This window comes from Leptolyngbya subtilissima AS-A7 (assembly GCF_039962255.1).
GTDB lineage: Bacteria > Cyanobacteriota > Cyanobacteriia > Phormidesmidales > Phormidesmidaceae > Nodosilinea.
Genome location: NZ_JAMPKY010000007.1, coordinates 178,853 through 203,054, shown reverse-complemented (window position 1 = coordinate 203,054; position 24,202 = coordinate 178,853). Strand labels below are relative to the sequence as shown.

At 56.7% G+C, this 24,202-nt stretch carries 15 protein-coding genes; 11 read left to right on the top strand and 4 right to left on the bottom strand.

Annotation, left to right across the window (positions count from 1 at the left end; translation table 11 throughout):
• Positions 1 to 148 precede the first annotated feature (148 nt).
• From NC979_RS16375 to NC979_RS16365, 3 genes are all read left to right on the top strand, one after another.
• Complete coding sequence (locus tag NC979_RS16375; protein WP_190517481.1) at positions 149 to 3,451, top strand: PAS domain S-box protein; 3,303 nt, start codon at positions 149 to 151, stop codon at positions 3,449 to 3,451.
• A gap of 765 nt (positions 3,452 to 4,216) precedes the next feature.
• On the top strand, positions 4,217 to 8,083 hold the full coding sequence (locus NC979_RS16370; protein ID WP_190517479.1) for a glycerophosphodiester phosphodiesterase family protein: 3,867 nt from the start codon (positions 4,217 to 4,219) through the stop codon (positions 8,081 to 8,083).
• 441 nt (positions 8,084 to 8,524) lie between these two features.
• Entirely contained in the window at positions 8,525 to 11,677 is a 3,153-nt protein-coding gene (locus tag NC979_RS16365; RefSeq protein WP_190517477.1) for an alkaline phosphatase, read from the top strand.
• Positions 11,678 to 11,889: 212 nt separating this feature from the next.
• Here the strand turns inward: NC979_RS16365 and NC979_RS16360 are convergent, their stop codons facing one another.
• Positions 11,890 to 12,381, bottom strand: coding sequence for a pentapeptide repeat-containing protein (locus tag NC979_RS16360; protein WP_190517475.1), 492 nt, complete (start codon positions 12,379 to 12,381; stop codon positions 11,890 to 11,892).
• A 209-nt stretch (positions 12,382 to 12,590) separates the two neighbouring features.
• Here NC979_RS16360 and NC979_RS16355 point away from each other — a divergent pair, with 209 nt between their 5' ends.
• Positions 12,591 to 13,508 carry a hypothetical protein gene (locus NC979_RS16355; RefSeq protein ID WP_190517473.1) on the top strand — a complete coding sequence of 306 codons (918 nt, stop codon included), beginning with the start codon at positions 12,591 to 12,593 and terminating at the stop codon, positions 13,506 to 13,508.
• A gap of 162 nt (positions 13,509 to 13,670) precedes the next feature.
• Positions 13,671 to 15,146, top strand: a complete 1,476-nt coding sequence (gene cysS / locus NC979_RS16350) for a cysteine--tRNA ligase (RefSeq protein ID WP_190517471.1) — start codon at positions 13,671 to 13,673, stop codon at positions 15,144 to 15,146.
• On the opposite strand, the gene NC979_RS16345 is transcribed toward cysS, so the two are convergent.
• Positions 15,143 to 16,606 (bottom strand): hypothetical protein, encoded by a 1,464-nt coding sequence (locus NC979_RS16345; protein ID WP_190517469.1) that lies wholly within the window; start codon positions 16,604 to 16,606, stop codon positions 15,143 to 15,145. The two genes, cysS and NC979_RS16345, sit on opposite strands and share 4 nt — an antisense overlap.
• A 125-nt stretch (positions 16,607 to 16,731) precedes the next feature.
• On the opposite strand from NC979_RS16345, the gene NC979_RS16340 reads away from it, so the two are divergent.
• Positions 16,732 to 18,138, top strand: a complete 1,407-nt coding sequence (locus NC979_RS16340) for a cobyrinic acid a,c-diamide synthase CobB (RefSeq protein ID WP_190517467.1) — start codon at positions 16,732 to 16,734, stop codon at positions 18,136 to 18,138.
• A 208-nt stretch (positions 18,139 to 18,346) separates the two neighbouring features.
• On the top strand, positions 18,347 to 18,460 hold the full coding sequence (petG, locus tag NC979_RS16335; RefSeq protein WP_190517464.1) for a cytochrome b6-f complex subunit V: 114 nt from the start codon (positions 18,347 to 18,349) through the stop codon (positions 18,458 to 18,460).
• A 54-nt stretch (positions 18,461 to 18,514) separates the two neighbouring features.
• Here the strand turns inward: petG and NC979_RS16330 are convergent, their stop codons facing one another.
• Both NC979_RS16330 and apcB read right to left on the bottom strand, forming a co-directional pair.
• On the bottom strand, positions 18,515 to 19,786 hold the full coding sequence (locus NC979_RS16330; protein ID WP_347403912.1) for an FGGY-family carbohydrate kinase: 1,272 nt from the start codon (positions 19,784 to 19,786) through the stop codon (positions 18,515 to 18,517).
• 37 nt (positions 19,787 to 19,823) lie between these two features.
• Positions 19,824 to 20,333 (bottom strand): allophycocyanin subunit beta, encoded by a 510-nt coding sequence (gene apcB, locus NC979_RS16325; protein ID WP_190517462.1) that lies wholly within the window; start codon positions 20,331 to 20,333, stop codon positions 19,824 to 19,826.
• A 494-nt stretch (positions 20,334 to 20,827) separates the two neighbouring features.
• On the opposite strand from apcB, the gene glnA reads away from it, so the two are divergent.
• The 4 genes from glnA to NC979_RS16305 all read left to right on the top strand — a co-directional run bounded on the left by glnA (position 20,828) and on the right by NC979_RS16305 (position 24,086).
• A complete protein-coding gene (gene glnA / locus NC979_RS16320; protein ID WP_190517459.1) occupies positions 20,828 to 22,246 on the top strand; it encodes a type I glutamate--ammonia ligase in 1,419 nt (472 codons plus the stop codon).
• Positions 22,247 to 22,726: 480 nt separating this feature from the next.
• Positions 22,727 to 23,413, top strand: coding sequence for an alpha/beta hydrolase-fold protein (locus NC979_RS16315; protein ID WP_199308747.1), 687 nt, complete (start codon positions 22,727 to 22,729; stop codon positions 23,411 to 23,413).
• 25 nt (positions 23,414 to 23,438) lie between these two features.
• Positions 23,439 to 23,675: a hypothetical protein gene (locus tag NC979_RS16310; protein ID WP_348253798.1), complete on the top strand. Its 237-nt coding sequence runs from the start codon at positions 23,439 to 23,441 to the stop codon at positions 23,673 to 23,675.
• 24 nt (positions 23,676 to 23,699) lie between these two features.
• Positions 23,700 to 24,086 carry a hypothetical protein gene (locus tag NC979_RS16305; RefSeq protein WP_190517451.1) on the top strand — a complete coding sequence of 129 codons (387 nt, stop codon included), beginning with the start codon at positions 23,700 to 23,702 and terminating at the stop codon, positions 24,084 to 24,086.
• Positions 24,087 to 24,202: the final 116 nt, after the last annotated feature.

The following is a 24,202-nucleotide window of genomic DNA, read 5'->3' as shown; positions in this document are numbered from 1 at the left end:
TAAAAACCCTGGTGTGGTGAAACCTGCCCACCTGAGGTGTCTCCATTTCCCTGTTGTTTTTCGCCCACACTTTATTGTGTCTCTAACTCCTAATGGGTTGCCTGTAAACCTTGGCCCCTTACCTCAGGCTGACCTAGGGGAAGAGGGAGTGGCTTTAGAATCTCAAGGTCGCAACCTCTTTAACATGGCCTTGGATGCCATGCTCATTGTTGACGATCAGGGTCGATATGTTGAGGTCAATCCTGCTGCCTGCAAGCTGCTGAACTGTGTTCGAGACCAGATAATTGGCCGCACCATTGCCGATTTTTGTGTTTTGCACCCTGGGGTTGACCTGCATCAACAGTGGCGGATGTTTTTGGCCCAGGGGCACATGCAGGGAGAAATTGCCTTAAGGGTAGGCAACGGGGAAGAACGAATTGTGGAGTATGCGGCTACGGCCAACGTTTCTCCCCACTTTCACCTGTCTATTCTGCGAGATATTACTGAGCGTAAGCAGGCCGAGGCTCTCAAGGAGCATCTCAACCAAATGCTTGCCCAGCAGGTTAAAGAACGCACCGAGGAATTACGGGTTGTTCAAAGTCAGCTCGCCCACGAGCACTCGTTGCTTGACAACATTCTCAGCAATATCAACGGCGTGGTTTGGTCAATTGATTTACCGACGATGACAACTCGGTACGTCAATTCTGCTGTAGAGACTCTCTATGGCTATTCTAAGGAGGCTTTTTTGAGTGCCACTAATCTGTGGCACAGTCTGATTTACCCTGCCGACCAACCCAAGATTGAGCAATTTTTGGGGCAGCTTGGTGAGCAAGAACGTTTTGATCTGGAGTATCGCATTACCCGAGCCGATGGAGAGGTGCGCTGGGTGCACGATCGCTCGCGGGTGGTTTATGACCCAGAGGGCAAGCCGGTTCGCTTAGATAGCGTCGCCACTGACATTACTGAACAAAAGCAGCTAGAGGAAGCCCTGCGCCTGAGTGAAAGTCGGCTGCGGGCCATCTTTCAGCAGGCCGCCCTGGGCATCAACCAGGCGTCCCTAGACGGTTATTTTTTGCAGGCTAACCAGGCCTACTGCGACATGTTGGGCTACAACGAGGCAGAACTACTCCAGCTGCGCTATCAAGACATTGCCCATCCCGATGAGCGACAAGAAACTGAAGCCGCCCTAGCCAAACTCTATGCGGAAGAGGTCTCGTCAGTCACGCTAGAAAAACGCTATTTCCATAAAGACGGCAGCGTGCGGTGGACAAATCTAGTGCTGTCTATCCTGCGCGATGCCGAGGGGCAGGCGATTTCAGACATTGCGATCGTGCAGGACATCAGCGATCGCAAGCAGATAGAGCAAGCCCTCGAGGAAGAGCGCAGCCTGTTCATCGGCGGCCCAACGATGGTCATCCGCTGGGGAACGACAGCTGACTGGCCAGTGGAATATATTTCTCCCAACGTGCAGGCCCAACTGGGATATGAACCGAAGACGCTGGTAGAGGGGCGGGTGGCCTTCGCTGCCTTAATTCATCCTGAAGATGTGGCACGGGTAAAGGCAGAGGTAACCGCAGCTACGACGGCAAAAACCCAGTGCTTTGCCCAAACCTATCGGCTGCGCCACGCCAACGGCGAGTATCGCTGGATCGATGACTTTACTCGGGTAATCTATGCCGACGACGGCACCGTTGCCCAGTTCTTGGGCTACATCCAAGACATCACCGAGCGTAAGCAAACCGAGCTGGCCTTGCAAGAGAGTGAAGCCACCAAACAGGCCATGTTGTCAGCGATTCCCGATCTGCTCATGCGCATCGATCGGCAGGGTCTGCGCTATGACTTCATCTCGGGTGGTGAAATCACCCTTTGCGGCGACGTTGACACCAACCGTCCCCAGTCGCTCTACGAGATGCTGCCTCAGGCGCTGGCCGACCAGCGGCTGCATTTTATTCACCAGGCCCTCGACACTGGAGAGCGCCAGATCTACGAGTACGCCATCACTATAAATGGTAAGCCCCTCTACGAAGAGGCGCGGATTGTGCCCCTAGAGGGGGACGAAGCGCTAGTGATGGTGCGGGATATCTCTGGCCGGGTGACGGCGGAGAAGGCGTTGCGGGAGAGCCAGCAGCGCTTTCAGGCAATCTTTGACCAGATGTATCAGTTTATTGGCCTGCTGACGCCAGAAGGTATTTTGCTGGAGGCCAACCAGACTGCCCTGACCTTTGGTGGCTTTGCGCGAGAAGATGTGGTGGGTTGCCTCTTTTGGGAAACGGGCTGGTGGAATTTTTCCCGCGAAACCCAGGCCCAGCTTAAGCAGGCGATCGCCGCCGCTGGCCAAGGCGAGTTTGTGCGCTATGAGGTGACGTTGCAGGGGGTCAATCAGCAGATGATGACCATCGACTTCTCCCTGCGGCCGGTTTTAGATGATCAAGGTCAGGTGGTGCTGCTAATTCCGGAGGGGCGCGACATCACCCAGCGCAAGCACATGGAAGAAGAGCTTCAGCGCACCAAAGTCTTTTTAGAGCAGACTAATAGCGTCGCTCGCGTTGGCGGTTGGGAAGTCGATTTACAGCAGGACCTGGTGCACTGGACTCCCATTACTCGAGAAATCCACGAGGTAGATGCCGATTTTGAGCCAACCCTGGCGACGGCTCTCAATTTTTATCCCCCAGGAGTTAATCGCCAGCGTATGGTGGCGGTTATCGAGTGCGCGCGCCTCACTGGGCAACCCTGGGATGAAAAGCTACAGGTAATAACCGCTAAGGGAAATCTACGTTGGGTGCGATCGCTAGGGCAGGCGGAGTTTGTCGACGGCACCTGCACACGTCTTTATGGGGCGTTTCAAGACATCGATGCCCAGATGCGGGCGGAGATGCAGCTGCAAGAGTTGACTCAGCAACTACAGCAGGCGAACGGAGAGCTAAGCCGGGTTGCCACTACAGATGCCCTCACCCAAGTAGCCAACCGACGCTATTTCGATCAGGTATTTATGCAAGAGTGGGCCCAGGCCCAGCGGGCCACTACCTCTCTGGCCCTGATCATGTGTGATGTAGATTATTTCAAACCCTACAACGATCACTACGGGCACCCGGCCGGGGACCGGTGTTTGCAGCAGGTGGCCCAACTGTTGAAGGATCATATTCAACGCCCTGGGGACGTGCTGGCTCGCTACGGCGGCGAAGAGTTTGTGGTGCTATTGCCCAAAACTACGCTAGTGGGGGCGATGGCAGTGGCGACTAGAATTCAACAGCAGTTTGCCCAGGCTCGGTTGCCCCATGGGTTTTCGTCAGTAGCTGACCACATTACCTTGAGCTTTGGCATCGCCTGCTGCGTACCCCTCCAGGAAAAGTTGCCCAGTGAGCTACTGGCTGCTGCCGATACCGCTCTATACCAGGCCAAACTGGCGGGCCGCAATCGCTACTGCATCAGCATCAACGATCGACCCGACGCCCCAAGTTTGCCAAGAGGCTAAAGCTGCTATCTTCACCGCATCAGCATAATTGTTCAGGTGAGATTGGCTATAGAACCATTTCACCTGCCTATACCAAATCCCGCATGAATACGCGTGATTTGTAAGGGTGTAGCACGCTACGCCCCTACAGGATTGCCAATTTAGTAGGTCAAATGCCAATTGCCCCTACAGTTTGACCTATATGAAATCGGGGTTATGAAATTCGGATTTGGTGTTAGCTAGCAAGGGATTTTTTAAATGCATGTTCTATAAATTTGCATATACTCAATAGTTGAATTTGGCAAAATGCTCGCAGCAATGCGATCGCACTCACCCGACCAATATCCTATTAACTACGCAGATACTCAACTTGAAATTTCTCTGAATTTAAACCAAACTTTATTGCTTAATAGCTCCCTTTAAGAAACTTGCTTTTAGAGGCGAATCAGCTAAGAAAGATGATTTGACGACATCGAAACTTTCTAAACCAAGACGTTTGCAGCAAATAAGGGCTTCAATCTTAAGCAATCTTCTACTTCAAAGGGGCAGGCAGGATCCATAGGTGGCTAAGTCTATAATAAATCCCTCCTTAAACAATTCCTTAACTTATAGGGAAACAAAGTTAACCCTAAGGTAGCCCACATTTAATCTCACCTCAAAGCTTTTGTGAGAGCATCTTCCCTGGAAATTGGGGTGAAAACAACTTGCTGAGTTGATAGCTCAGCAAAAGATTTTGATGCCTGTTTGAACGGACTACAACGAGTCACTTGGGAGAGCCTGACAGCTATGAATTTAGATACAACCCAGGGTGCAGAGCTGACTGGCTTTGCCTCACTGCCCGCTGACACCTTTGCCGAAGGCCCTGCCGCTGGCGGCAACGATGGCACTGGCGCACCCGTCACCGGCAATGGTCGCACTGGCCCCTTCGATGGTCAGCCTATTCAAGGCTTCAGCGGCGTTCAGTTTGCTCCCGGTAGCGATGGCTCGACTTTTTGGTTCCTCTCAGACAACGGCTTTGGCGCTAAGACCAACAGTGCTGACTACCTGCTGCGGCTGTATCAGGCTGACCCGAGCTTAGCTGGGTCAGAAGGTGGGGATGGCAGTGTCGATATTCAGGGCTTTGTGCAGCTCAGCGACCCCAACAACCTGATTCCCTTTGACATTGTGAATGGGGAGACGACAGAGCGTTTTCTCACTGGCGCTGACTTTGATGTGGAATCGTTTGTCATTGACGGCAACGGTGAAATCTGGATTGGCGATGAGTTTGGCCCTTACCTGCTGCACTTTGACGCTACTGGTGTGCTGCTAGATGCGCCTATTGCTACTCCCAATATCAAACCTTTGAGCACTCTCAACGGCGAAGCTCCGCTAGTGATTGGACACCGGGGTGCGAGTGGTGAATTGCCAGAGCACACGCTAGAGGCCTATAGTCTGGCGATCGCCCGTGGGGCCGACTTTATCGAGCCCGACCTGGTAGCCACCAAAGATGGCGTGTTGATCGCTCGCCACGAGCCCATTCTCGGAGGCACCACGGATGTCGCTAGCCGCCCCGAGTTTGCCGATCGCAAGCGCACAGGTGTGATCGATGGCGTCACCTACGAAAACGAATTCTTTGCCTCCGACTTTACCCTTGAAGAAATCAAGACCCTGCGCGCCATCATGCCACAGGGCTACCGCACCGATGCGTTTGATGGCGTATTCCAGATCCCAACCTTCGAAGAGGTGATTAACCTGGTCAAGCAGGTTGAGGCGGATACCGGTAAAAAGATCGGCATCTATCCTGAAACTAAGCACCCCACCTACCACGACGACCTGGGTCTGTCTCTAGAAGAGCCCCTGCTGGCGACCCTAGAGTCAACGGGCTTTACCGACCCCAGCCGCGTCTTTATCCAATCCTTTGAGGTCTCCAACCTCAAGGAGCTCAACAATAAGACCGATATTCCTCTGGTGCAGTTGCTAGATGCCTACGACGTGGCCCTAGATGGGTCACTCATTTACGAGGATGTCAATGCTCGTCCCTACGACTTTGCGGTTAACGGCGACAGCCGCACCTACGGCGATTTGCAAACCGCTGAAGGGCTAGCCGAAATTGCCACTTATGCCGACGGCATCGGCCCCTGGAAGCGAATGATTGTGTCGGTCGAAGGGGTTGATGCCAATGGCGACGGTGCAGCGGACGATGTGAACGGCGATGGCGCCGTCAACGATGCGGACAAAATAACCACTGCCCCATCCACGCTGATTCCTGATGCCCATGATGCGGGGCTGTTTGTCCATGCTTACACCTTCCGCAACGAGGGGCGATTTTTGGCGGCCGACTATCAGGGCAACCCCAACAAGGAATATGAGCAGTTCATCAACCTGGGTGTGGATGGCTACTTTACCGACTTCCCCGGCACGGGGGATCTGGTGCGTGATCAAATCACCAGTGACTTTGTTCGCTCGCCCCAAAACCCTGAAGTGCTGGCCACTACAGAGTTCGATACGCTAACTGGCGGTGCTCCCATTGTGATTGGGCACCGGGGGGCATCGGGTGAGCGGCCTGAGCATACCCTAGAGGCTTACAAGCTGGCGATCGCCCAGGGGGCAGACTTTATCGAGCCTGACTTGGTAGTTACCAAAGACGGTGTGCTGATCGCTCGTCACGAACCCATGCTAGGGGTGGTGGCGCTGAATCCTGACGGCACCATTCAGCTGGACGCCAGCGGTAACCCCGTGCTCAACACCACCGACACCAGCACCGATGTTTACCTGCGGGCTGAGTTTGCCGATCGCCTGACGGTGAAAAACCTGGACGGCGTTCTGCGGGGCGGCTGGTTTGCCGAAGACTTTACTTTGGCGGAGGTCAAGCAGCTCAACGCCATTGAGCGGATTCCGGCGATTCGGGGTACCGAATTTAACAACGATGGCCTGAAGGTGCCCACCCTGGCGGAGGTGATCGACCTAGTGCAAGAGGTCGAGGCGGAAACCGGACGCAAAATCGGCATCTATCCCGAAACCAAGCACCCCACCTTCTTTGAGCAGCAGGGCTTCAACACCAGCGAAATCCTGGTGGAAACCCTAGTGGCAGAAGGCTTCACCGACCCCAGCCGGGTTTACATCCAGTCCTTTGAGGTGGCAAACCTGAAGGCGCTGAACGACACGATCATGCCCGCTGCGGCGATCGACATTCCCCTAGTGCAGCTGTTTGGCGGTTCGGGGCAGCCCTACGACTTTGTGGTTGCTGGCGACGCTCGCACCTACACTGACCTGTCTACCCCCGCTGGCCTGGCAGAAATTGCTGGGTATGCCGCTGGCATTGGCCCCAACAAACAGCGCATTGTGCCGCTGAGTACGGTGGATGCTGATAGTAACGGCCAGCCTGATGACCTGAATGGCGATGGAGCGATTAGCGATGGCGATCGCGTCACTGGCATCCCTACCACCCTGATTCAAGACGCCCATGACGCTGGGTTACTGGTTCACCTCTATACCCTGCGGAATGAGAGCTTCTTCCTGCCTGACAGCTACGAGGGCGACCCCCTCAATGAATATGAGCAGTTCATCGAGCTAGGGGTAGACGGCTTCTTCACCGATTTCCCTGGCACCGGCTTTACCGCCCGCAGCACTTTCATTGAAGAGCCGGCAGTGGCAAACCTCAACCGTTCCCAAGGCTTTGAGGGCATGGCCTTTAGCCCCGATCGCACCACCCTATACCCGATGCTGGAGGGCACTGTCGTCGGTGACCCCCCTGGCTCCCTGCGCATCTACGAATTCGACGTGGCCAACAGTTCCTTTGAGGGAGTGGTAGGTCTGTATCAGCTGGAGTCAACTAGCCATGCGATCGGCGACTTCACCCCCATCAACGCCAACGAGTTTCTCGTAATTGAGCGCGATAACAACCAGGGCGAGGCCGCCGAGTTCAAGAAGATCTTCAAAGTTGACCTGTCTCAGCTCGACAACGAAGGCTTTGTCAAAAAAGAAGAGCTGGTTGATCTGCTGAACGTGAGCGACCCCAACGATCTCAATGGCGACGGCAGCACCACCTTTGACTTCCCCTTCCAAACGATTGAGGATGTCTTGGTGCTCGATGCCGACACCATCCTGGTGGCCAACGACAACAACTACCCCTTCTCGGTGGGCCGTCCACCGGGAATTGACAACAACGAAATTATCGAACTTCAGCTCGATCAGCCTTTAAACCTCGACCCTCGTTTGGGTGTCGCTGGATTGGCTGGAGACGCTGTCACGGAGCTAGTTGACCTAACCGGGTTTGATGGCGATGTGGCCGTGAATGTTACCCTGAGCCGCGAAGCGACCTACGACAACATCTTGAAATTTTATGAGACCGATGCTCGGGGCGCTGTGGATGGGCTTCTACCCGGTGAAGCCGGTTATGAAGCAGCGGTTGCGGCTAACCTGCTCGATGCAGACGGCTTAACCCTCGACAATCTCAGCGTTGTCGATCAATCCATTCTGCTGGTGGGTGGCACTTACTACGCGCCAGCGCTGTTGATTCAGGGCAACCCTGAGAACCTGGTCACGATCGACGATGCGGCTCTGGGGCAGTCTCGCATTGAGCGCAACGGGAACGTTTGGAGCTTCGAAGATCTCACCGACTTCGACTTCAACGACCTAATCGTCACCGTCAACTCGGCTGAGGCCGTTGCTTAAATGGCTTGAAGCTAAGCCAGTTCCCATCTCACTCCATTGACCTGAAAGGACTATCTGAACAGGTTGGTGGGGTGGGATGGAACTTGCGGTTAAGAACTTTTCGAAATGATTAAACCAATTACGGGGCATCCGTTAACCCGATGTCAGCTTCTCTTTAAAGTTGCTGTGAGAGATTATCAAGCGGCGGTCAAGCAGTAACCGGATCTCGACGCTCAGTCTTAAGCCCCTCTAACGCGATTGGGGAGTTGCCCCACTCTAACCTTTGTCTCAACCCTGAGGTATCAGTCTCAGGCAATGAGACGTCGCACGGTCGCAACCGGTGTGGCCTGCTTTAGTGCGCTTTGCCAGGTTTGCAGCGCTTGGGATGGGCCAGGCGAGACGAAAGGTTGCTGCGTAGAGCTTGCCCGGTTCTAGAGACACAATCTGTAAGGAAGCATACCAATGGCCAACAACCACGTTATCTTCATTCACCCTGATGGAGCTAGCCCATCTCACTACGCCGCGGCGCGATTTGCCGATCTAGGCCCCGATGGTCGCCTTAATTGGGACAACCTGGACTATGCCGGGGTCTACCTAGGGCATATGGAAGACCAGCTGGGCGGCACCTCCAATGCGGGTGCTGTCACCCACGCTACTGGGGCTAAGGTGTATGCCGAATCCTTTGGTCTAGAGCAAAATGGCTCGGAGATTACGCCGCTCTCGGGCAACACGGGCAAAACCATCGTTGAGGAGGCGATCGACGCAGGCAAGGTCACCGCGCTGGTGCAGTCTGGGGCGATCTTCGAACCGGGTACGGCGGCCTTTGTAGCTGAGACCGGCAATGTTGAAGTCGATGGTAGAACGGTTGTGCCTCGGAGTCAAACCGCTGAAATCGCCAAGCAGGTGATTGAGTCTGGAGTGGACTTTATCTTGGCCGGGGGCGAAGTCACGCTGCTGCCGGTGGGCACTGACGGCTTTCACGGCACCGCTGCGGAATACGACGCGATCGCCAGCGACTCCGTCCGTCGCCCCTCTGAAAACCTGATTGAGCTAGCTGAGTCCCTGGGCTACACCGTGGTTTATACCCGCGATGAGCTCTATGCCCTGCTGGAGCAGTCGGCAACGCCCCAAAAGGTGCTGGGGGTGTTCGCGCCCGTTCACACCTTCAACGATCGCCCCGAAGAAGTGCTGGCTGAGGGTGGTTTGCCCCTCTACCTAGAGACGGCGCCCACCCTGGCCGAAATGCTGGAGGTCACCCAACAGCTGATGGAGGCCCATCCCAACTTTGAGAATGGCTCGATCGCGATCGTCGAAGAAGAGGGCTCTGACAACTTTGGCAACAACAACAACGCCGCTGGCACCATTGAGGGAGTGCGGCGGGCCGATGCGGCGATCGGCGTTGCCCAAGACTTTCTCGGCCGCTACGAAAATACTCTGATCATTACCGCTGCCGACAGCGATGCCGGTGGCTTACAGGTTACTGACGTAGACCCCGCTGAGCCCGTGGGCACCGTCAACAACAACCCCACCCTCGAAGACCGTCCGGTGCCTTTGGATGGCGTGGGCGGCGTGGGCACCTTGCCCTTTGTGGCTGCCCCGGATGCTAACGGCGATGAATTCCCCTTCGCTGTAGGTTGGGCTGGTACCCCTGACTTTGCTGGCTCGATTGTCTCTAAGGCCGAGGGGCTCAACGCCGACAAGCTACCCGTCACCGTCGACAACACCGGCATCTACGAGTTGATGTACGAAACTCTGTTCGATGTCGAGCTTGAGCCGCGCATTCCTGACCAAACTAAGGTGGCACCCGCCCCTACCGCCGAGACTGGCAACGTCATCTTCATCCACCCCGACGGCACCAGCCCCTCCCACTATATGGCGCTGCGCAACGTCGACCTCGGCCCCGATGGTCGCCTCAACTGGGACAAAATGTCCAACGCTGGGGTCTACCTAGGCCACATGGAAAACCAGCTCACCGGTACCTCCAACGCCGGGGCCGTCACCCACGCTAATGGGGTCAAGGTCTTCAACGAGTCCTTTGGTTTGGAAGAAGACAACTCCGTTGTGGTGCCGGCCTCGGGCAACGTGGGCAAAACCATTCTGGAAGAGGCGATCGAGGCGGGCAAAGCCACCGCGCTGATTCAATCGGGTCAAATGGCCGAGCCGGGCACCGCTGCCTTTACCGCCGCCACCACCAACCGTGACGGTGACGACATCCGCGCCCGCGACAAGTACGCCGAAATCATCGAGCAGACCATTCGCTCTGGCACCAACGTCATTCTGGGCGGTGGTGAGCTATACATGCTGCCCGTCGGCACCACCGGCTTCCACGTCACCGCCGAAATTGATGCGGCTGAAACCCGGCCCGAGCGCCGCCCTGAGACAAATCTGATTGAACTGGCAGAATCCCTGGGCTACACCGTGGTCTACACCGAGGAGCAGATGAACGCGGTGGTCAATGGCAACAACCCTCCCGAAAAGCTGCTGGGTGTCTTTGCTGCCGATGCCACCTTTGACGCTACCACCGAAGAGGACCTAGGGCTGAATACAGACTCTCCCCTACCCCTCTACGTAGCGACCGCTCCCACTGTTGCCGAAATGCTGGACGCCACCCTCAAACTGGTCTCCAACGATCCCGATGGCTTTTTTGTGGTGTTGGAAGAAGAGGGCACCGACAACTTTGCCAACAGCAACAATGCGGCAGGCACGATCGAAGCCGTGCGCCGAGCCGATGCCGCCATTGGCGTCGCCATGGACTACGTCGATAACGTTGACCCCAATACCCTAGTCGTCACCGCTGCCGACAGCGATGCGGGCGGTCTACAGGTGTTCCAGTTTGCCCCCTACACCCGCCCCTCAGGTAACCCTGTCTCAGGACCGGCTCTGGGTGCAGAGGAAGCTGAGGTTCCGTTTATCTACGCCAACCCCACCACCGAAGCAGGTACTCCTGTCTTTCTGGATGGCGCTACCGGCAGCACCGGCAGTGTGGAGTTCCCCTGGGATTCCTTTGCGGCTACCGACAGCATCGATGGCCCAATGGGCAACTTCGGTGTGGCCTGGGTGGGCACCCCCGACTTTCCCGGCAGCATTGTGTCTAAAGCTTATGGTCTCAATGCCGACCTGCTGCCTTCTACCCTAGACAACACCTTCATTTACGAGATGATGTATCGCACGTTGTTTGGGGATGAGGCGTTTGAGCCACCTGTGGCTGAACTGGTTGATCTGACTGGTATCGACGGTGATGTCGTTGTTGATATTACTGTGACCCGTGAAGCAACCTTCGATAACGTGCTGCGGTTCTACGAAACCGATGCCCAGGGGCGCGTAGATGGCCTTGTGGCCGGAGATGCTGGTTATGAGACAGCTGTTGCCGCCAACCTGCTCGATGCCGAGCTGTTTGTCGACAACCTGGTGACTGACAGTGTCAAACTGACCCTGCCCGGTGGCACCTACTATGCCCCTGTGCTGCTGGTGGATGGTGATATCAATAACCTGGCTACCATCGGTGAGTCTCGCATTCAACGCAACGGCAACGTTTGGGGCTTCGAAGACCTTTCTGACAATGACTTTAACGACTTGGTCATTACGATCAACTCGGCTGAGCCCGTTGCGGCGTAGGGGAGCTTGACCGCCTGAAGTTCGTGCCTTTAGCCCCTGCGCTGAGTTCAGCGTAGGGGTTTTTTCTGATTGGTTACCTCATAGCCGTTGCCACAAAGGTCAGGACATTTTCATCAGTAGTCAGGCGATCGCTATAGGCCAGCTTGCCGTCCCAGTTTTAGCTGTGGGCGATCGCAATTACAGGATCACTCCCAGCGGGAACTGATCTAAACCTATGAGCAGTAGAGAGTATCGCGGGTGTTGCGTTTCGTGACTGGATTAGTGCCCTTGGCCACATCGCATAGCATTTTGTTGACCTTGGGGTCGAGGAGCACATCGGTAAAGTCGGCTCCATCAATAATGGCTTCGCGAAAGTCGGTGCCAAAGGCGTAGGCCCCTTCCAGAATGACGTTGGTGAGGTTCGCCTGAAAGAAACGGGCCCCATCTAGGGTGGCTCCGGTCATATCGGCTCCTTCCATGTTGGCGCGGGCCAAGGTGGTGTCAAACAGGCGAACCCCGCGCAGGTTGGCGTGGCTCATGTCGGCGTCGGCCATGTCGGCGCGGGTGTAGTTGTTGTCGCGCAGGTCTTGGTTAGACCAGTCGGTCTTTCTCAGGTTTTGGCGATCGTAGCTGGTGGCTTGGGCCGGGCCCACCCAGCTGAGACAAAGGGTTAGCACCATCAGCGTGGCTACAACTATCCGACACAGGCTGGATCGACTAACCATGGCTCCCAACGTATTCAAATCAAATCCTATATATTTGAGCTTACAGGTTGACTTAGGCCAAACCAATCCCCCAGCCTACAGGTATCCTGCATTCTGCCAGCGTCAATCTTCTGAAATGTTGCCGCTACTCCTGTAGCTATAGAGCGATGCTTGCGACCTGGTGGTGCGCAGGTAAGCTGTATTACCCATTGCCCCTGGAGAACACTGCTATGGCCACCGACTACGTTTTATTTGTTCACGGCGTCAAGCAGCGTCAGCCTGAGGCGTTTAACCGCACCGTTCAGGAACTGCTCCAGAACGTGCAGCGAAGCATCGGTAGTAACGGACGCACGATTAAACCCATCGTCGTATTCTGGGGCGACTTGAACGTGCAGCCCCAGGCCAGCCTACGCCAGGGGCTTGAAGCCTCTCCCCAGTGGCGCAACCTATGGCTGACCGACTTTCGCATCAGAGAGGTGGTTGAGTTTGCGGGCGATGCGGCCCTATACCTCAGCCGCCACGTGGGGGCTCAGGTGGTGCAGCGGTTTCAGCAAATCGCTTTGCCGGTTCTGCAAGGGGCGCAGCCGGGCGATCGCCTCCACATTGTCACCCACAGCCTGGGCAGCGTCATTCTCTTCGACCTGCTGTTTGCCACCCGCTGGGATGACCCCAGTTTGGACAAAGACGCCAGCACCCGCCAAACTCGGCAAACGGTAACCCAGCTGCGCAATACCCTGTTTGGTCTGGGCCAAGAGCCGGGGCGAGGAATACATATTTCCAGCGTGCACACCCTAGGGTCGCCGATCGCACTGTTTAGCCTGCTGTCGGTGACCGGCGATAGCACCCATGACTTGACGAAGGATTTGCGAGCAATGCTGCAAACCCTATACCACCAGCGAGGCAAGAAAGCGCTGCCTTGGTACAACTACCTGCACCCCGGTGACCCGATTGCCTATCCCCTACAGGGACTCATGCCTCGGCTGATGGGCAACGCTCAGCTCTATGTGCATTTGCGAGATGTGATTACCGAGCACCGCGGCTTGCCCATTACCTGGGGACGGCTGCCTCTGCTGTGGGGTGGCGATGCCCACAGCGGCTACTGGAAGAGCAGCACCGTCGTCAAAACCCTGGTGGAGGTGCTGCGGTGAGAGCGAGCAATTTTGAATCTAAGCTCTGTGATGAGCTAGTCTAGCGATCTGCAACACCTGAGTGCTGCGTTGCACCCAGGGCAGTTTCAGTGTTGAATCGTTCTGTTAGCGCCTTTTATAAACTTATATACTGGGCATTCTGCGCCGTTGCCTCGCCCTGCCATGAGCATTGTCCTTTACAACACTCTGACCCGTAAGAAGGAACCCTTTGAAACCCTAGAGCCGGGCCGGGTGAAAATTTACTGCTGCGGCGTCACGGTATATGACTATTCGCACTTGGGCCACGCCCGCTGCTACGTGGCGTGGGATACGGTGCGACGCTACCTGCTGTGGCGGGGCTACGCCGTCCACTATGTGCAAAACTTTACTGACATTGACGACAAAATCCTCAACCGCGCCAAGTCAGAAGAGTCTTCTATGCAGACGGTGGCGGAGCGCTATACCCAAGCGTATTTGGAAGATATTGCTCGTTTGAACGTGGTGGAGGCCGACGAATATACCTACGCTACCCAAACCCTGGACGGCATTCAGCGGCTGATTGGTGAGCTAGAGCAGAAGGGCTTCGCCTATCCCGCCAACGGTGATGTGTATTACTCAGTGCGCAAATTTGAGGGCTACGGCAAGCTCTCGGGTCGCAATCTCGATGATATGCAGGCCGGAGCTAGCGGTCGGGTAACGGGGGAAGATGTCATCAAGCAAGACCCCTTCGACTTTGCCCTGTGGAAGGGTGCTAAAGAAGGTGAACCTTTTTGGGAGTCGCCTTGGGGGCCGGGACGACCGGGCTGGCACATCGAGTGCTCGGCAATGATTCGCGATCGCCTCGGCGACACCATCGACATCCACGTGGGCGGCAGCGACCTGGTGTTTCCCCACCACGAGAACGAGATCGCTCAGTCGGAGGCAGCCACCGGCCATCCCCTGTCGCGCTACTGGATGCACAACGGGATGGTGAACGTGGGCGGTGAGAAGATGTCAAAATCTCTCGGCAACTTCACCACCATTCGAGATTTGCTGGATGCGCCTAATGCCCCAGACCCTATGGCAGTGCGGCTGTTTTTGCTCCAGGGCAGCTACCGCAAGCCGGTGGATTTTACTGATGAGGCGATCGCTGCCGCCCAAACCAGCTGGGGCACGCTCGTGGACGGGCTGCTGTTTGGCTATCAGTATGGGGCCAAACTTGGCTGGGTCGATGTTGAGGACTCCGCCTTTGGTGACCCAGCAGCCATGCGCATTGACCGGGAGAGTGATCCGGTACAAACCTTCCAAGCCGCGATGGACGATGACTTCAACACCGCTGGGGGACTGGCGGTGCTGTTTGACCTGGCCAAAGACCTGCGCCGCGCAGGGAATCTGATCACCCACACGGGCGAAGCCGACACTCCTAGCGATGTTCTTCGTCAGCAGTGGCAAACCCTGGTGTGCCTAGCTCAGGTGCTGGGGTTAGAAGCTCGGCCTGAGGTTGAGGTATCCACCGAAGGCGGGCTGTCGGATACCGAGGTTGAGGCGCTGCTGACCCAGCGGCGCGAGGCCAGGGCGGCGAAAGACTTTGCCGAGGGCGATCGCATCCGCGACCTACTCCAGGCCGAGGGCATTACTTTGATCGATAAGCCCGGCGGCGTCACCGAGTGGCATCGCTAGGGTAACCACTGCCGCCCAAGAGCAATAAAAATCTCACGGTGCTGCCGAAATAGCTTGTACCCGTAGACCCCGATGATTCCCAGCAGGCAGAGGTGGGTTAGGGTGCTATAGGTGCCAATGATGTCACCCGGCATCCAGCCATGAATGTCGATCAGCTGGTTCATGTCGCCGTGCTCGGCTTCGCCCCACAGGCTGCCAAAGGGAATTGAGGCTTTGCCCTTGGGCACTTGCTGCCACAGCCACACCTGACCCCAAAAGCAAAAGGCCGCCCCCAGCACTACCGGAAAGCGATAAAAATCCCACCGAAAGTAGTTGGGCAGGGGGAAGTAGAATCCCACCATCAGCAGGGCGGACAGATAAATTTCGCCCCCCACGCCGCCAAAGGCCATCAGCATCTCAAAGCGATCGGCAGGCAGCAGCCAGGTCATATAAAACTGCACCACAGCTAGCGTCGCAGCCAGCACCATTGGCCAGCGCTGGGCCTCGCGTCGTCCAGCCCAAAAAAGCAAACCTAGCAGCACCAGAATGGCAAGGTAGACCAAAACCGATCGCTGGGGGTTGTAGCTCGTCCAGCCGATGGGCAGGGGTAGCGCCTGCCGCCCCGACAGCCATGCCACGGTGGCGTGGCCAAACTCATGGATCCAAATTTTGATGCCGAACAGCAGCGCATTGACGATGGGCATGGCGTTCATCAGCATTCCCAGCAGCATCAGGCCGGGGAAGATCAGCCCGTTACTGTAGCGATTCTGAAATGACAGCAAATCGGTATCGTCTGCTGGTGGGTCAGGCTGGGGCTTGGTCTGTCGGGGTCGCGATCGCCGCCCCGGTCCTGGATTTGTAGGGAGATCTGCTTCTAGCAAAGTGGTGCTAGTGGGGGCGACCTCGGCGACAACACTCTGCTCTAGATGAGTCTTGAGGGTGGTGAAGGCCCACTTGAGGGGCTCTAGGGCGGCGCGATCGCCCCGGTAAAGCAGCTCCGCTCGGCGCTTAAAATACACAGCCTCTATCTGAGGCAGCGGGTCTCCCAGGGATAGCCCCAGTTCCTTGTAGGCGCGAACTACTGCTACTGGCTCTGGGGGGGCCGGGGTAGCAGCTCTGCCCCCATTTGTAGAGGTTAGCGTCTCACAGGCCTGTGACTCGTCAGATAGGGGAGCTTTTGAGAACAGCGACAGCAGGGCAATTTCCTCAGTCCAAACAGGCTGAGTTTCGCCTGTTTGTGTGCCGTGGAGTTGCACAATACCAATGACGGAGGGCTGCAATTTTGCCATTGTGCGGCGGACGTAGGCCACCGTTGTCGATTGGGGTGGGGCGGGGCTGCCGCTAAACCACAGCTGCAAACAGTAGCTATGGCGATCGCCCCGTACGGTAATGCCCCTGGGCTTGAGGGCGTGGGTGAGCAGGGCGGCGATCGCTGCCGCATCCCCATCCTTGGCCTGCTCCAGTAGCGAAGGCGTCGTCATCGCATTGGGCCTATCCCGTACCGTAGATATTTCAAGACTACCCAACCGCCACCGTCGGTACCCGTCCCTCGATAAGATGGTTTGCACAGATTTAACCGTAGGAAGCTCACCATGAGGGCAGGGTCTTGAGTACAGCGGCTAGCCCCGGCGGCCTAGTGATCGCAGGCGAGCGCAGCGGTGTAGGTAAAACCACCGTCACCCTGGCGCTATTGGCGGCCCTAGCGCAAAAATCGCCCCGGGTGCAGTCGTTTAAGGTGGGGCCAGACTACATTGACCCGATGTTCCACCAGCAGGCCACTGGGCGACCCTGCTACAACCTCGACCCCATTTTGACTTCAGAAACCTACGTGCAGCAGTGCTTTGCCCACCGCTGCCAAGGGGCCGACTTTGCTTTGGTCGAAGGGGTCATGGGTCTCTTTGACGGCGCGTCTGGGCTCTCAGATGTCGCCAGCACTGCCCATATCGCCCGGCTGCTGAACCTGCCCGTGTTGCTAGTGGTCGATTGCAGCCGCCTGTCGCGATCGGTGCTGGCGATTATTCACGGCTACCGTACGCTGGATCCTCAGGTGAAACTAGCTGGGGTGGTGCTGAATCGAGTCGGCAGCGATCGCCACCTCGAACTCCTCACCGATGCCCTAGCCAGCATCGATCTGCCGATTCTTGGCGTATTGCGCCGGCAAACGGCGATCGCCCTTCCCGATCGCCATCTAGGCCTAGTCCCCACCGCCGAACTCCCCCAACTTCCCGACATCCTCACCCGCCTCGCCCACCTCGGCCACACCTCCTTCGACTGGCCCGCCCTCACCCCCCTTCTTGTTTCCAACCCCACTCCCTACCCTCCCACTCTCCCACCCTCCCACTCTCCCACCCTCTCACTCTCCCACTCCCCCACTCCCCGCATCGCGATCGCCCAAGACCCCGCCTTCAGCTTCTACTACCCCGACAACCTCGACATTCTCACCGCCCTGGGGGCCGAGATTATTCCCTGGAGCCCGCTGCGGGACGCCCAGCCTCCTGCCGATGCCGATGGCTTGTACTTCGGCGGCGGCTTTCCCGAAATATTTGGGGCGGAACTAGCCGCTAACCAGGGCTTGCGCTCAATGCTCAACGCCCTCATTTGTCGAGGCTTACCTATCTACGCTGAGTGCGGCGGGTTGATGTATTTAGCCACTACCCTGGTCGATCTAAACGACAACGCCTGGCCTATGGTCGGAGTGCTGCCCACCAGCGTGCGCATGACCGGACGACTCACCCTGGGCTACCGTCACGCCTTGGCAGAACAAGACAGCTTACTCTTGCAGAGCGGTCAAACTATATGGGGGCACGAGTTTCACCGCTCCGAGGCAGAAACACCATCTCCCTCGCCGCTGTATCAACTCAAGCGCTACGGAGCAACGCAGCGCCATGCCGCTGAGGGCTGGGGATCGCATCGTATTCATGCCTCATACCTGCACCTGCACTGGGGCGGCTGTCCAGAGGTCGCGCAAGCTCTGGTTGCGGCCTGCCTACACTATCGCCAAGGCCAAGCTTGACCCCAAAAACCTTCCCGTTGAAATAGCTTCTTTTCAGCATTGGTAACGAAGCCACTAACTTGCGTTTGCGATCGCGCCAGAGCGCTAGTTCGACCGGGGTGCTTAAACTGACAGACCGGCATGGGGTTAGCGGTTGAAGGCCTGAGTTCAGGCCCTGATTAGTGTTATGGTTAGACCATAGATTTTTGTTGAGACAAGGAGTATTGCTGTGGTTGAGCCTTTGCTAAGTGGCATTGTTCTAGGGTTTATTCCTGTCACCCTGGCCGGGCTTTTCGTTGCGGCTTACCTGCAATATCGCCGGGACAATAAGCTTAATTCGTAGCCGAGCAGCTGGGGGCAAGGCAGAGCGATCGCGCCCCTTCACCCGCTTTAAGGATCACTCAATCGTATCCTTTAGCCACCCCAGCGCCAAATAAGCACTACCGACCGCCGCCTCCACCGGGGCGGCGTTTTTGATGGGCACTGGCAGCAGGGTAGCTCGCAGCTGACGCCAGGTCTCATTGGCGGCACCGCCCCCAGCCGTGAAAATTTGCCGTAGGGGCGATGCCCCATGCTGGGTGAGCAACTCGTACCCGCGCTGCTCGATGCGGGCAATGCCCATTAGCAGGCCGTGCAAAAACGCGGTGTCATCCTCAGGGCGCGGCGAGAGACGCGGAGCCAGGGTGGGGTCATTGATGGGAAAGCGCTCCCCTGGCTGCACCAAGGGGTAGTAGTCTAGCTCCGTGGGCACGGCTGGATCGATGCGCTGACTCAGGGTGGCTAAAGCCTCTCGGTCAAAAAATTTTTCAAGCACGGCACCGCCGCTGTTAGAGGCACCGCCTACTAGCCAGTGGCTTCCTAGCCGGTGGCTGTAGATGCCATAGTCGCCTATATCGACGCGCTGGTCGCTGAGCAGCTTGATGGCCAAGGTTGAGCCCAGGGATGTGACCCCATCGCCTGGGGCGATCGCGCCGCTGGCCAAGAAAGCCGCAATGCTGTCGGTGGTGCCTGCGAATACTTGACACTGGGGCGATAGGCCAAACCGCTGGGCGACGGTTTCCGTCACGCACCCCACTAATTCTCCCGGTGCCAGCACGCGAGGCAGCACCCGACTCCACGGCTGCCCTTGCATCCAGGCGGGATAGCTGAGATCGCCCACGTCGTAGCCCAGCTTGAGGCTGTTGTGGTAGTCGCTCAGCCCCCATTGACCGTGGAGCTGAGCGCTAAGCCAGTCGGCCTGGTGCAGTAAATACGTCGCTTGATTCCAGATTGAGGAAGGCAACGTCTGATGCCACCACACCAGCTTGGCCAGGCTCGACGTGGCGCTGGCAGCGGGGCTCTGAGCAGAGGCCAAGGCTTTGACGGTTGCCAAAGATTCTCTACAGGGATGGTTGTAGAGCAGTGGGGTAGTAAGCGATTCCCCCGCTTGATCGCACAGCAGCACGGTGGCCGAGGTGCCATCGATCGCCACTCGGCCGATCTGGGGAGCGATCGCCCTCGGCAGCGCCTCTAGCAGGGCAAAGAGCCCCTGCCGCCAGCACTCTGGAGCCGGCAAGTCGGGGTAGCTCTGGCGATATTGCCAGCACAAATGCCGCTGTGGATTGACCACAGCGGCACGCACCCCAGAGGTGCCAAAGTCTATACCCAGAGCCAGGGGAAGGGGCGTCACGAAGCAGCCGTTCGCTACACCATTCCTCCGATTTCGCTTAGATGCTGGTCTCGCTGATCGAACGGGTGATGTAGTCGAAGGGATAGTCGACCACGGAGGGATCGGCTACGCCCGCTTCTTGCACCTTGGCCTTCACGAGGTCCTTCATCAGCTGAATGCCGATCACCGTAGGGGCAATGGGCACGCCCAGGGAGTTGTAGGTTTCGCGCAGCCCGGTCAGCACACGTTCGTCGAGCACGTCGGGGTTGCCAGCTACTAGGGCATAGCTGCTATAGCGCAGGTAGTAGTCCATATCGCGCAGGCAGGCAGCGTAGCGGCGGGTGGTGTAGGCATTGCCGCCGGGGCGAATCAGCTCAGGGACTTGCGCAAACAGGGTAACCCCTGCTTCTTTGACAATGCCAGCGGCGTTAGCGCTGATGATTGCCGCCGCCTTGATGCGATCGAGACCGCTGTCAAAGTAGGACTTAATAGAGTCGAGGGCGCTGCTATCGAGATAGCGTCCAGTGTTGTCGTAATTCTTGATTAGCGTGGTGACAGCGTCCCGCATAGGTGGTTTCTCCCAACTCTCACTTGGCAAACAGCATTTTATAAATGGTGGCAGGCGCAGGCTGCCCGTCTCTGGCTAAAGGCTCTAACCCTAAGGGCCAAAACCCTGATAAATTGCCAGGTTTAATCTTCGAAGAAGTTTACCACGGGGGCCTAACCCCTGGGTTGCTCAGGCCCGTCAGAGGCGGGGCTTTATGAGCGAATTGTTACAAAACATCATGGACTGACCTAGCGCTTTTGTTGGCTTTCCCTGACAAAAAGTATTAGGTGATACAAAACGGGCTAACCCCTCTCCCTAGGATAATTCTGATGAGTTGATACCTGTGGAACCAGCAGGGTCAGAGTGCCCGTGCCAACAAACCGGTGTTGTATAGGGCTTGCCTGTTGCAGCCTTGCCGATTTGGCAGGGAAATTGGGACGGAGCCAGGGCATCATCTACGACGAGTTAAATCGGTTTCCCCACGTTTGAACGCTAAAGAGGCTAAGGAGTAGTTCATGGCAACCCCAGCAGACATCCTGAAATGGATTGAGGATGACGGCATTGAGTTAATTGATCTGAAATTTATTGACATGCCGGGTATCTGGCAGCACCTCACTCTGCACAAGAGCCAGATTGACGAGAGCAGTTTTACCGATGGGGTAGCTTTTGACGGCTCCAGCATTCGGGGTTGGAAGGCCATCAACGAATCAGACATGATGATGGTGCCCGATCCCAACACCGCCTGGATCGACCCCTTCATGGCGGAGCCGACCCTGAGCATGATCTGCACCATTAAGGAGCCCCGCACCGGAGAACTCTATGCTCGCTGCCCTCGGGCGATCGCAACCAAGGCGATCGAGTACCTCAAGTCCACCGGTCTGGGCGACACCGCCTTCTTTGGCCCCGAAGCTGAGTTCTTCATCTTTGATGACGTGCGCTTCGACCAAAACGAGCACTCGGCCTACTACTACGTCGATAGCGTCGAGGGCCGCTGGAATACTGGCCGTGAAGAAGTAGGCGGCAACCTGGGCTACAAACCCCGCTACAAGGAGGGCTACTTCCCCGTCGCCCCCACCGACACCTCCCAAGACATGCGCAGCGAAATGCTGCTGACCATGGCCAAGCTGGGCGTGCCGATCGAGAAGCACCACCACGAAGTGGCTACCGGTGGTCAGTGCGAGCTGGGCATTCGCTTTGGTCGGCTGATCGAGGCCGCTGACTGGCTGATGATCTACAAGTACTGCATTAAGAACGTCGCCAAGAAGTGGGGCAAGACCGTCACCTTCATGCCCAAGCCTCTGTTTAACGACAACGGCTCTGGCATGCACACCCACCAGTCAATCTGGAACAACGGTGAGCCTCTGTTTGCGGGCGATCGCTATGCCGGCTTGAGCCAGATGGCTCTGTGGTACATCGGCGGCATTCTCAAGCACGCCCCCGCCCTGTTGGCGCTAACCAACCCCACCACCAACTCCTACAAGCGTCTGGTGCCCGGCTTTGAAGCGCCGGTGAACTTGGCCTACTCCCAGGGCAACCGCTCGGCCTCCGTGCGCATTCCCCTCTCGGGCGACAACCCCAAGGCCAAGCGCCTTGAGTTCCGCTGCCCCGACGCCACCTCGAACCCCTACCTGGCGTTTGCAGCCATGCTCTGCGCTGGTATCGACGGCATCAAAAACCAAATCGATCCCGGCGACCCGCTGGATGTGGATATCTACGACCTCAGTCCCGAGGAGCTAGCGAAGATTCCGTCTACCCCCGGCTCGCTGCTGGATGCCCTCAAGGCCCTCGAAGCTGACCACAGCTTCTTGACCAGCACTGGCGTCTTCACCGAAGATTTCATCAGCAACTGGATCGAGTACAAGCTCGACAACGAAGTTAACCCCATGCGCCTGCGGCCCCACCCCTACGAACTGGCTCTCTACTACGATTGCTAGAGCGAGTGGATTAGCCCTTGTTTAAAGGGTAAGCCATAAAAGAGGCCAGGGTATTAAACCCTGGCCTCTTTTATGGCTGATTGTGATTGCTTCTGTTGCGGCAGTAGCACTAGATTTGAAAGTAATCGATAAACCTATTGGTGCGGTGAGTAAAACGACCTAAAATTTGCCAATCTTTCACTTTCTAGCAGCAGAAAATCTGTTCAAAAAACATAGCCTGAATATCTAGATATTCCATTAGATAGAGAAGTTTCTAGCCTTAAAAGGCTGTTAGTAAGAGGCCGTCACTACGGGTATCTTTTTAGACTGTTTTCATCCTCTCAACATCATCTTTTGGTTGTCTAGAAAACGTGCCCAAGGGAAGTGATGAACAGTCCCTTAACTCTGACGCGGCGAAGACTTCTTAAGAGGGGATTGGTGGGTGCTGTTGCTGCGCTAGCGGCCTGCACAGCCGACCATATCTCAGGAAGCACACAGCTTGTGAACAGCACACAACAGGAAACAGGTTTTCTTCTTTCTCGCCCCAGTCCGCCCACTGAAGCAGGGGCTGCTAGAGGCTTACATCCCCTAGAGTTGGAAAGCCAGCGAGATGGGTTTATCTATGTGCCCAAAGGCTATCAGCCCGATACCCCAGTGCCTTTGGTGCTGATGCTCCACGGTGCAGGCGGCGATGCGGAAGGGGCACTCAGAATTTTGGCAGGGCTAGCCGACACCTATGGGCTGATACCGCTGGCTGTGGAGTCACGGGGGCGCACCTGGGATGACATTCTCGGCGACTATGGCCCCGATATTGCTGTGATGGATCGGGCGCTGGCCCAGACCTTTAGGCGCTACGCAATAGACCCGAGCCGAGTTGCGATCGCAGGTTTTTCCGATGGGGCTTCCTATGCACTCTCGGTGGGCATTACCAACGGGGATTTATTTACCCATGTAATAGCTTTTTCCCCTGGTTTTATGGCTCCCGCAGCCCAGCGAGGAGAACCCCATATCTTCATCTCCCACGGTACCCAAGACCCGGTGCTACCGATCGACAGTTGCAGCCGTAGAATCGTCCCACAATTGCAGCAGGCGCACTACGACACCCGCTATCGAGAATTTAATGGCGGGCACACAGTTCCTGCTGATATTTCCCGTGAAGCGATGACTTGGTTGACTGCCCAGTCCTAACCCGGAGCGCCTTATGGACAAGCTGATGGAATTTTGGACCTACCCCTCTCATCACGCTAATCGCTCCTCCCGCGAGCGTGAGGACAACGCCCTCTATCGGCCTGAGGACGGCATGCATGAGCGAGGCACCCACAAAGGCTGGATCCGCACAGGCAGCCTATACGTGAAAGCGTCTAAGCATCCCGCCCTTGCGACCATGATTGTCGCAGGTCAGAGGGTTACAAGCTGGCTGCTGACCACAGCCATTTCCCAAAGCTATTAATTGTTCCTAACCCGGTATAAACCCATGTCTGAACCCACACTATCCAATCAGCAGACCAATCCTGACCAGGCCGTCATTGCGTCAGAGCACGCCCAGCTGATGGCACCTACTAATGCCTCCGGCAGCGCTATGCTTGACGCCCATGCTGCCGCTGGCGAAGCCCAACCCGAGGGCGATCCGGTTGAGTCTCCGATTGCCACCAATTTCTCAACCGCCTCTACCAGTGGAGACGCCAAAACAGCAGACGTTGCCACAGTCAGCGGGCCGTCTACAGTGGATCAATCCTCCGAGCAGGGACAGGTTAACTTGCAGAACAATCCTGATATCCCAGGTGAGGGTATGCAAGGCACCTTACCCAATACTGACCCGATTGGCATACCCCTTGACCCAGACACCAACCTAGAAGAATAGAACCAGAATTAGCAAAAGCCTCCTCGAAGAGGAGGCTTTTGAGCTTGAGTATCTTCACCCGCGATCGGAGTTGCTTAAAAAAAATAGCCGTTGGCTAATGGAGCTGTTTGTCTTGG

Coding starts and splice junctions, on each gene's coding strand:
- NC979_RS16370 (WP_190517479.1), top strand. CDS start 4,217: ATGAATTTAGATACAACCCAGGGTGCAGAGCTGACTGGCTTTGCCTCA.
- NC979_RS16365 (WP_190517477.1), top strand. CDS start 8,525: ATGGCCAACAACCACGTTATCTTCATTCACCCTGATGGAGCTAGCCCA.
- NC979_RS16360 (WP_190517475.1), bottom strand. CDS start 12,381: ATGGTTAGTCGATCCAGCCTGTGTCGGATAGTTGTAGCCACGCTGATG.
- NC979_RS16355 (WP_190517473.1), top strand. CDS start 12,591: ATGGCCACCGACTACGTTTTATTTGTTCACGGCGTCAAGCAGCGTCAG.
- cysS (WP_190517471.1), top strand. CDS start 13,671: ATGAGCATTGTCCTTTACAACACTCTGACCCGTAAGAAGGAACCCTTT.
- NC979_RS16345 (WP_190517469.1), bottom strand. CDS start 16,606: ATGACGACGCCTTCGCTACTGGAGCAGGCCAAGGATGGGGATGCGGCA.
- apcB (WP_190517462.1), bottom strand. CDS start 20,333: ATGCGGGACGCTGTCACCACGCTAATCAAGAATTACGACAACACTGGA.
- glnA (WP_190517459.1), top strand. CDS start 20,828: ATGGCAACCCCAGCAGACATCCTGAAATGGATTGAGGATGACGGCATT.
- NC979_RS16310 (WP_348253798.1), top strand. CDS start 23,439: ATGGAATTTTGGACCTACCCCTCTCATCACGCTAATCGCTCCTCCCGC.
- NC979_RS16305 (WP_190517451.1), top strand. CDS start 23,700: ATGTCTGAACCCACACTATCCAATCAGCAGACCAATCCTGACCAGGCC.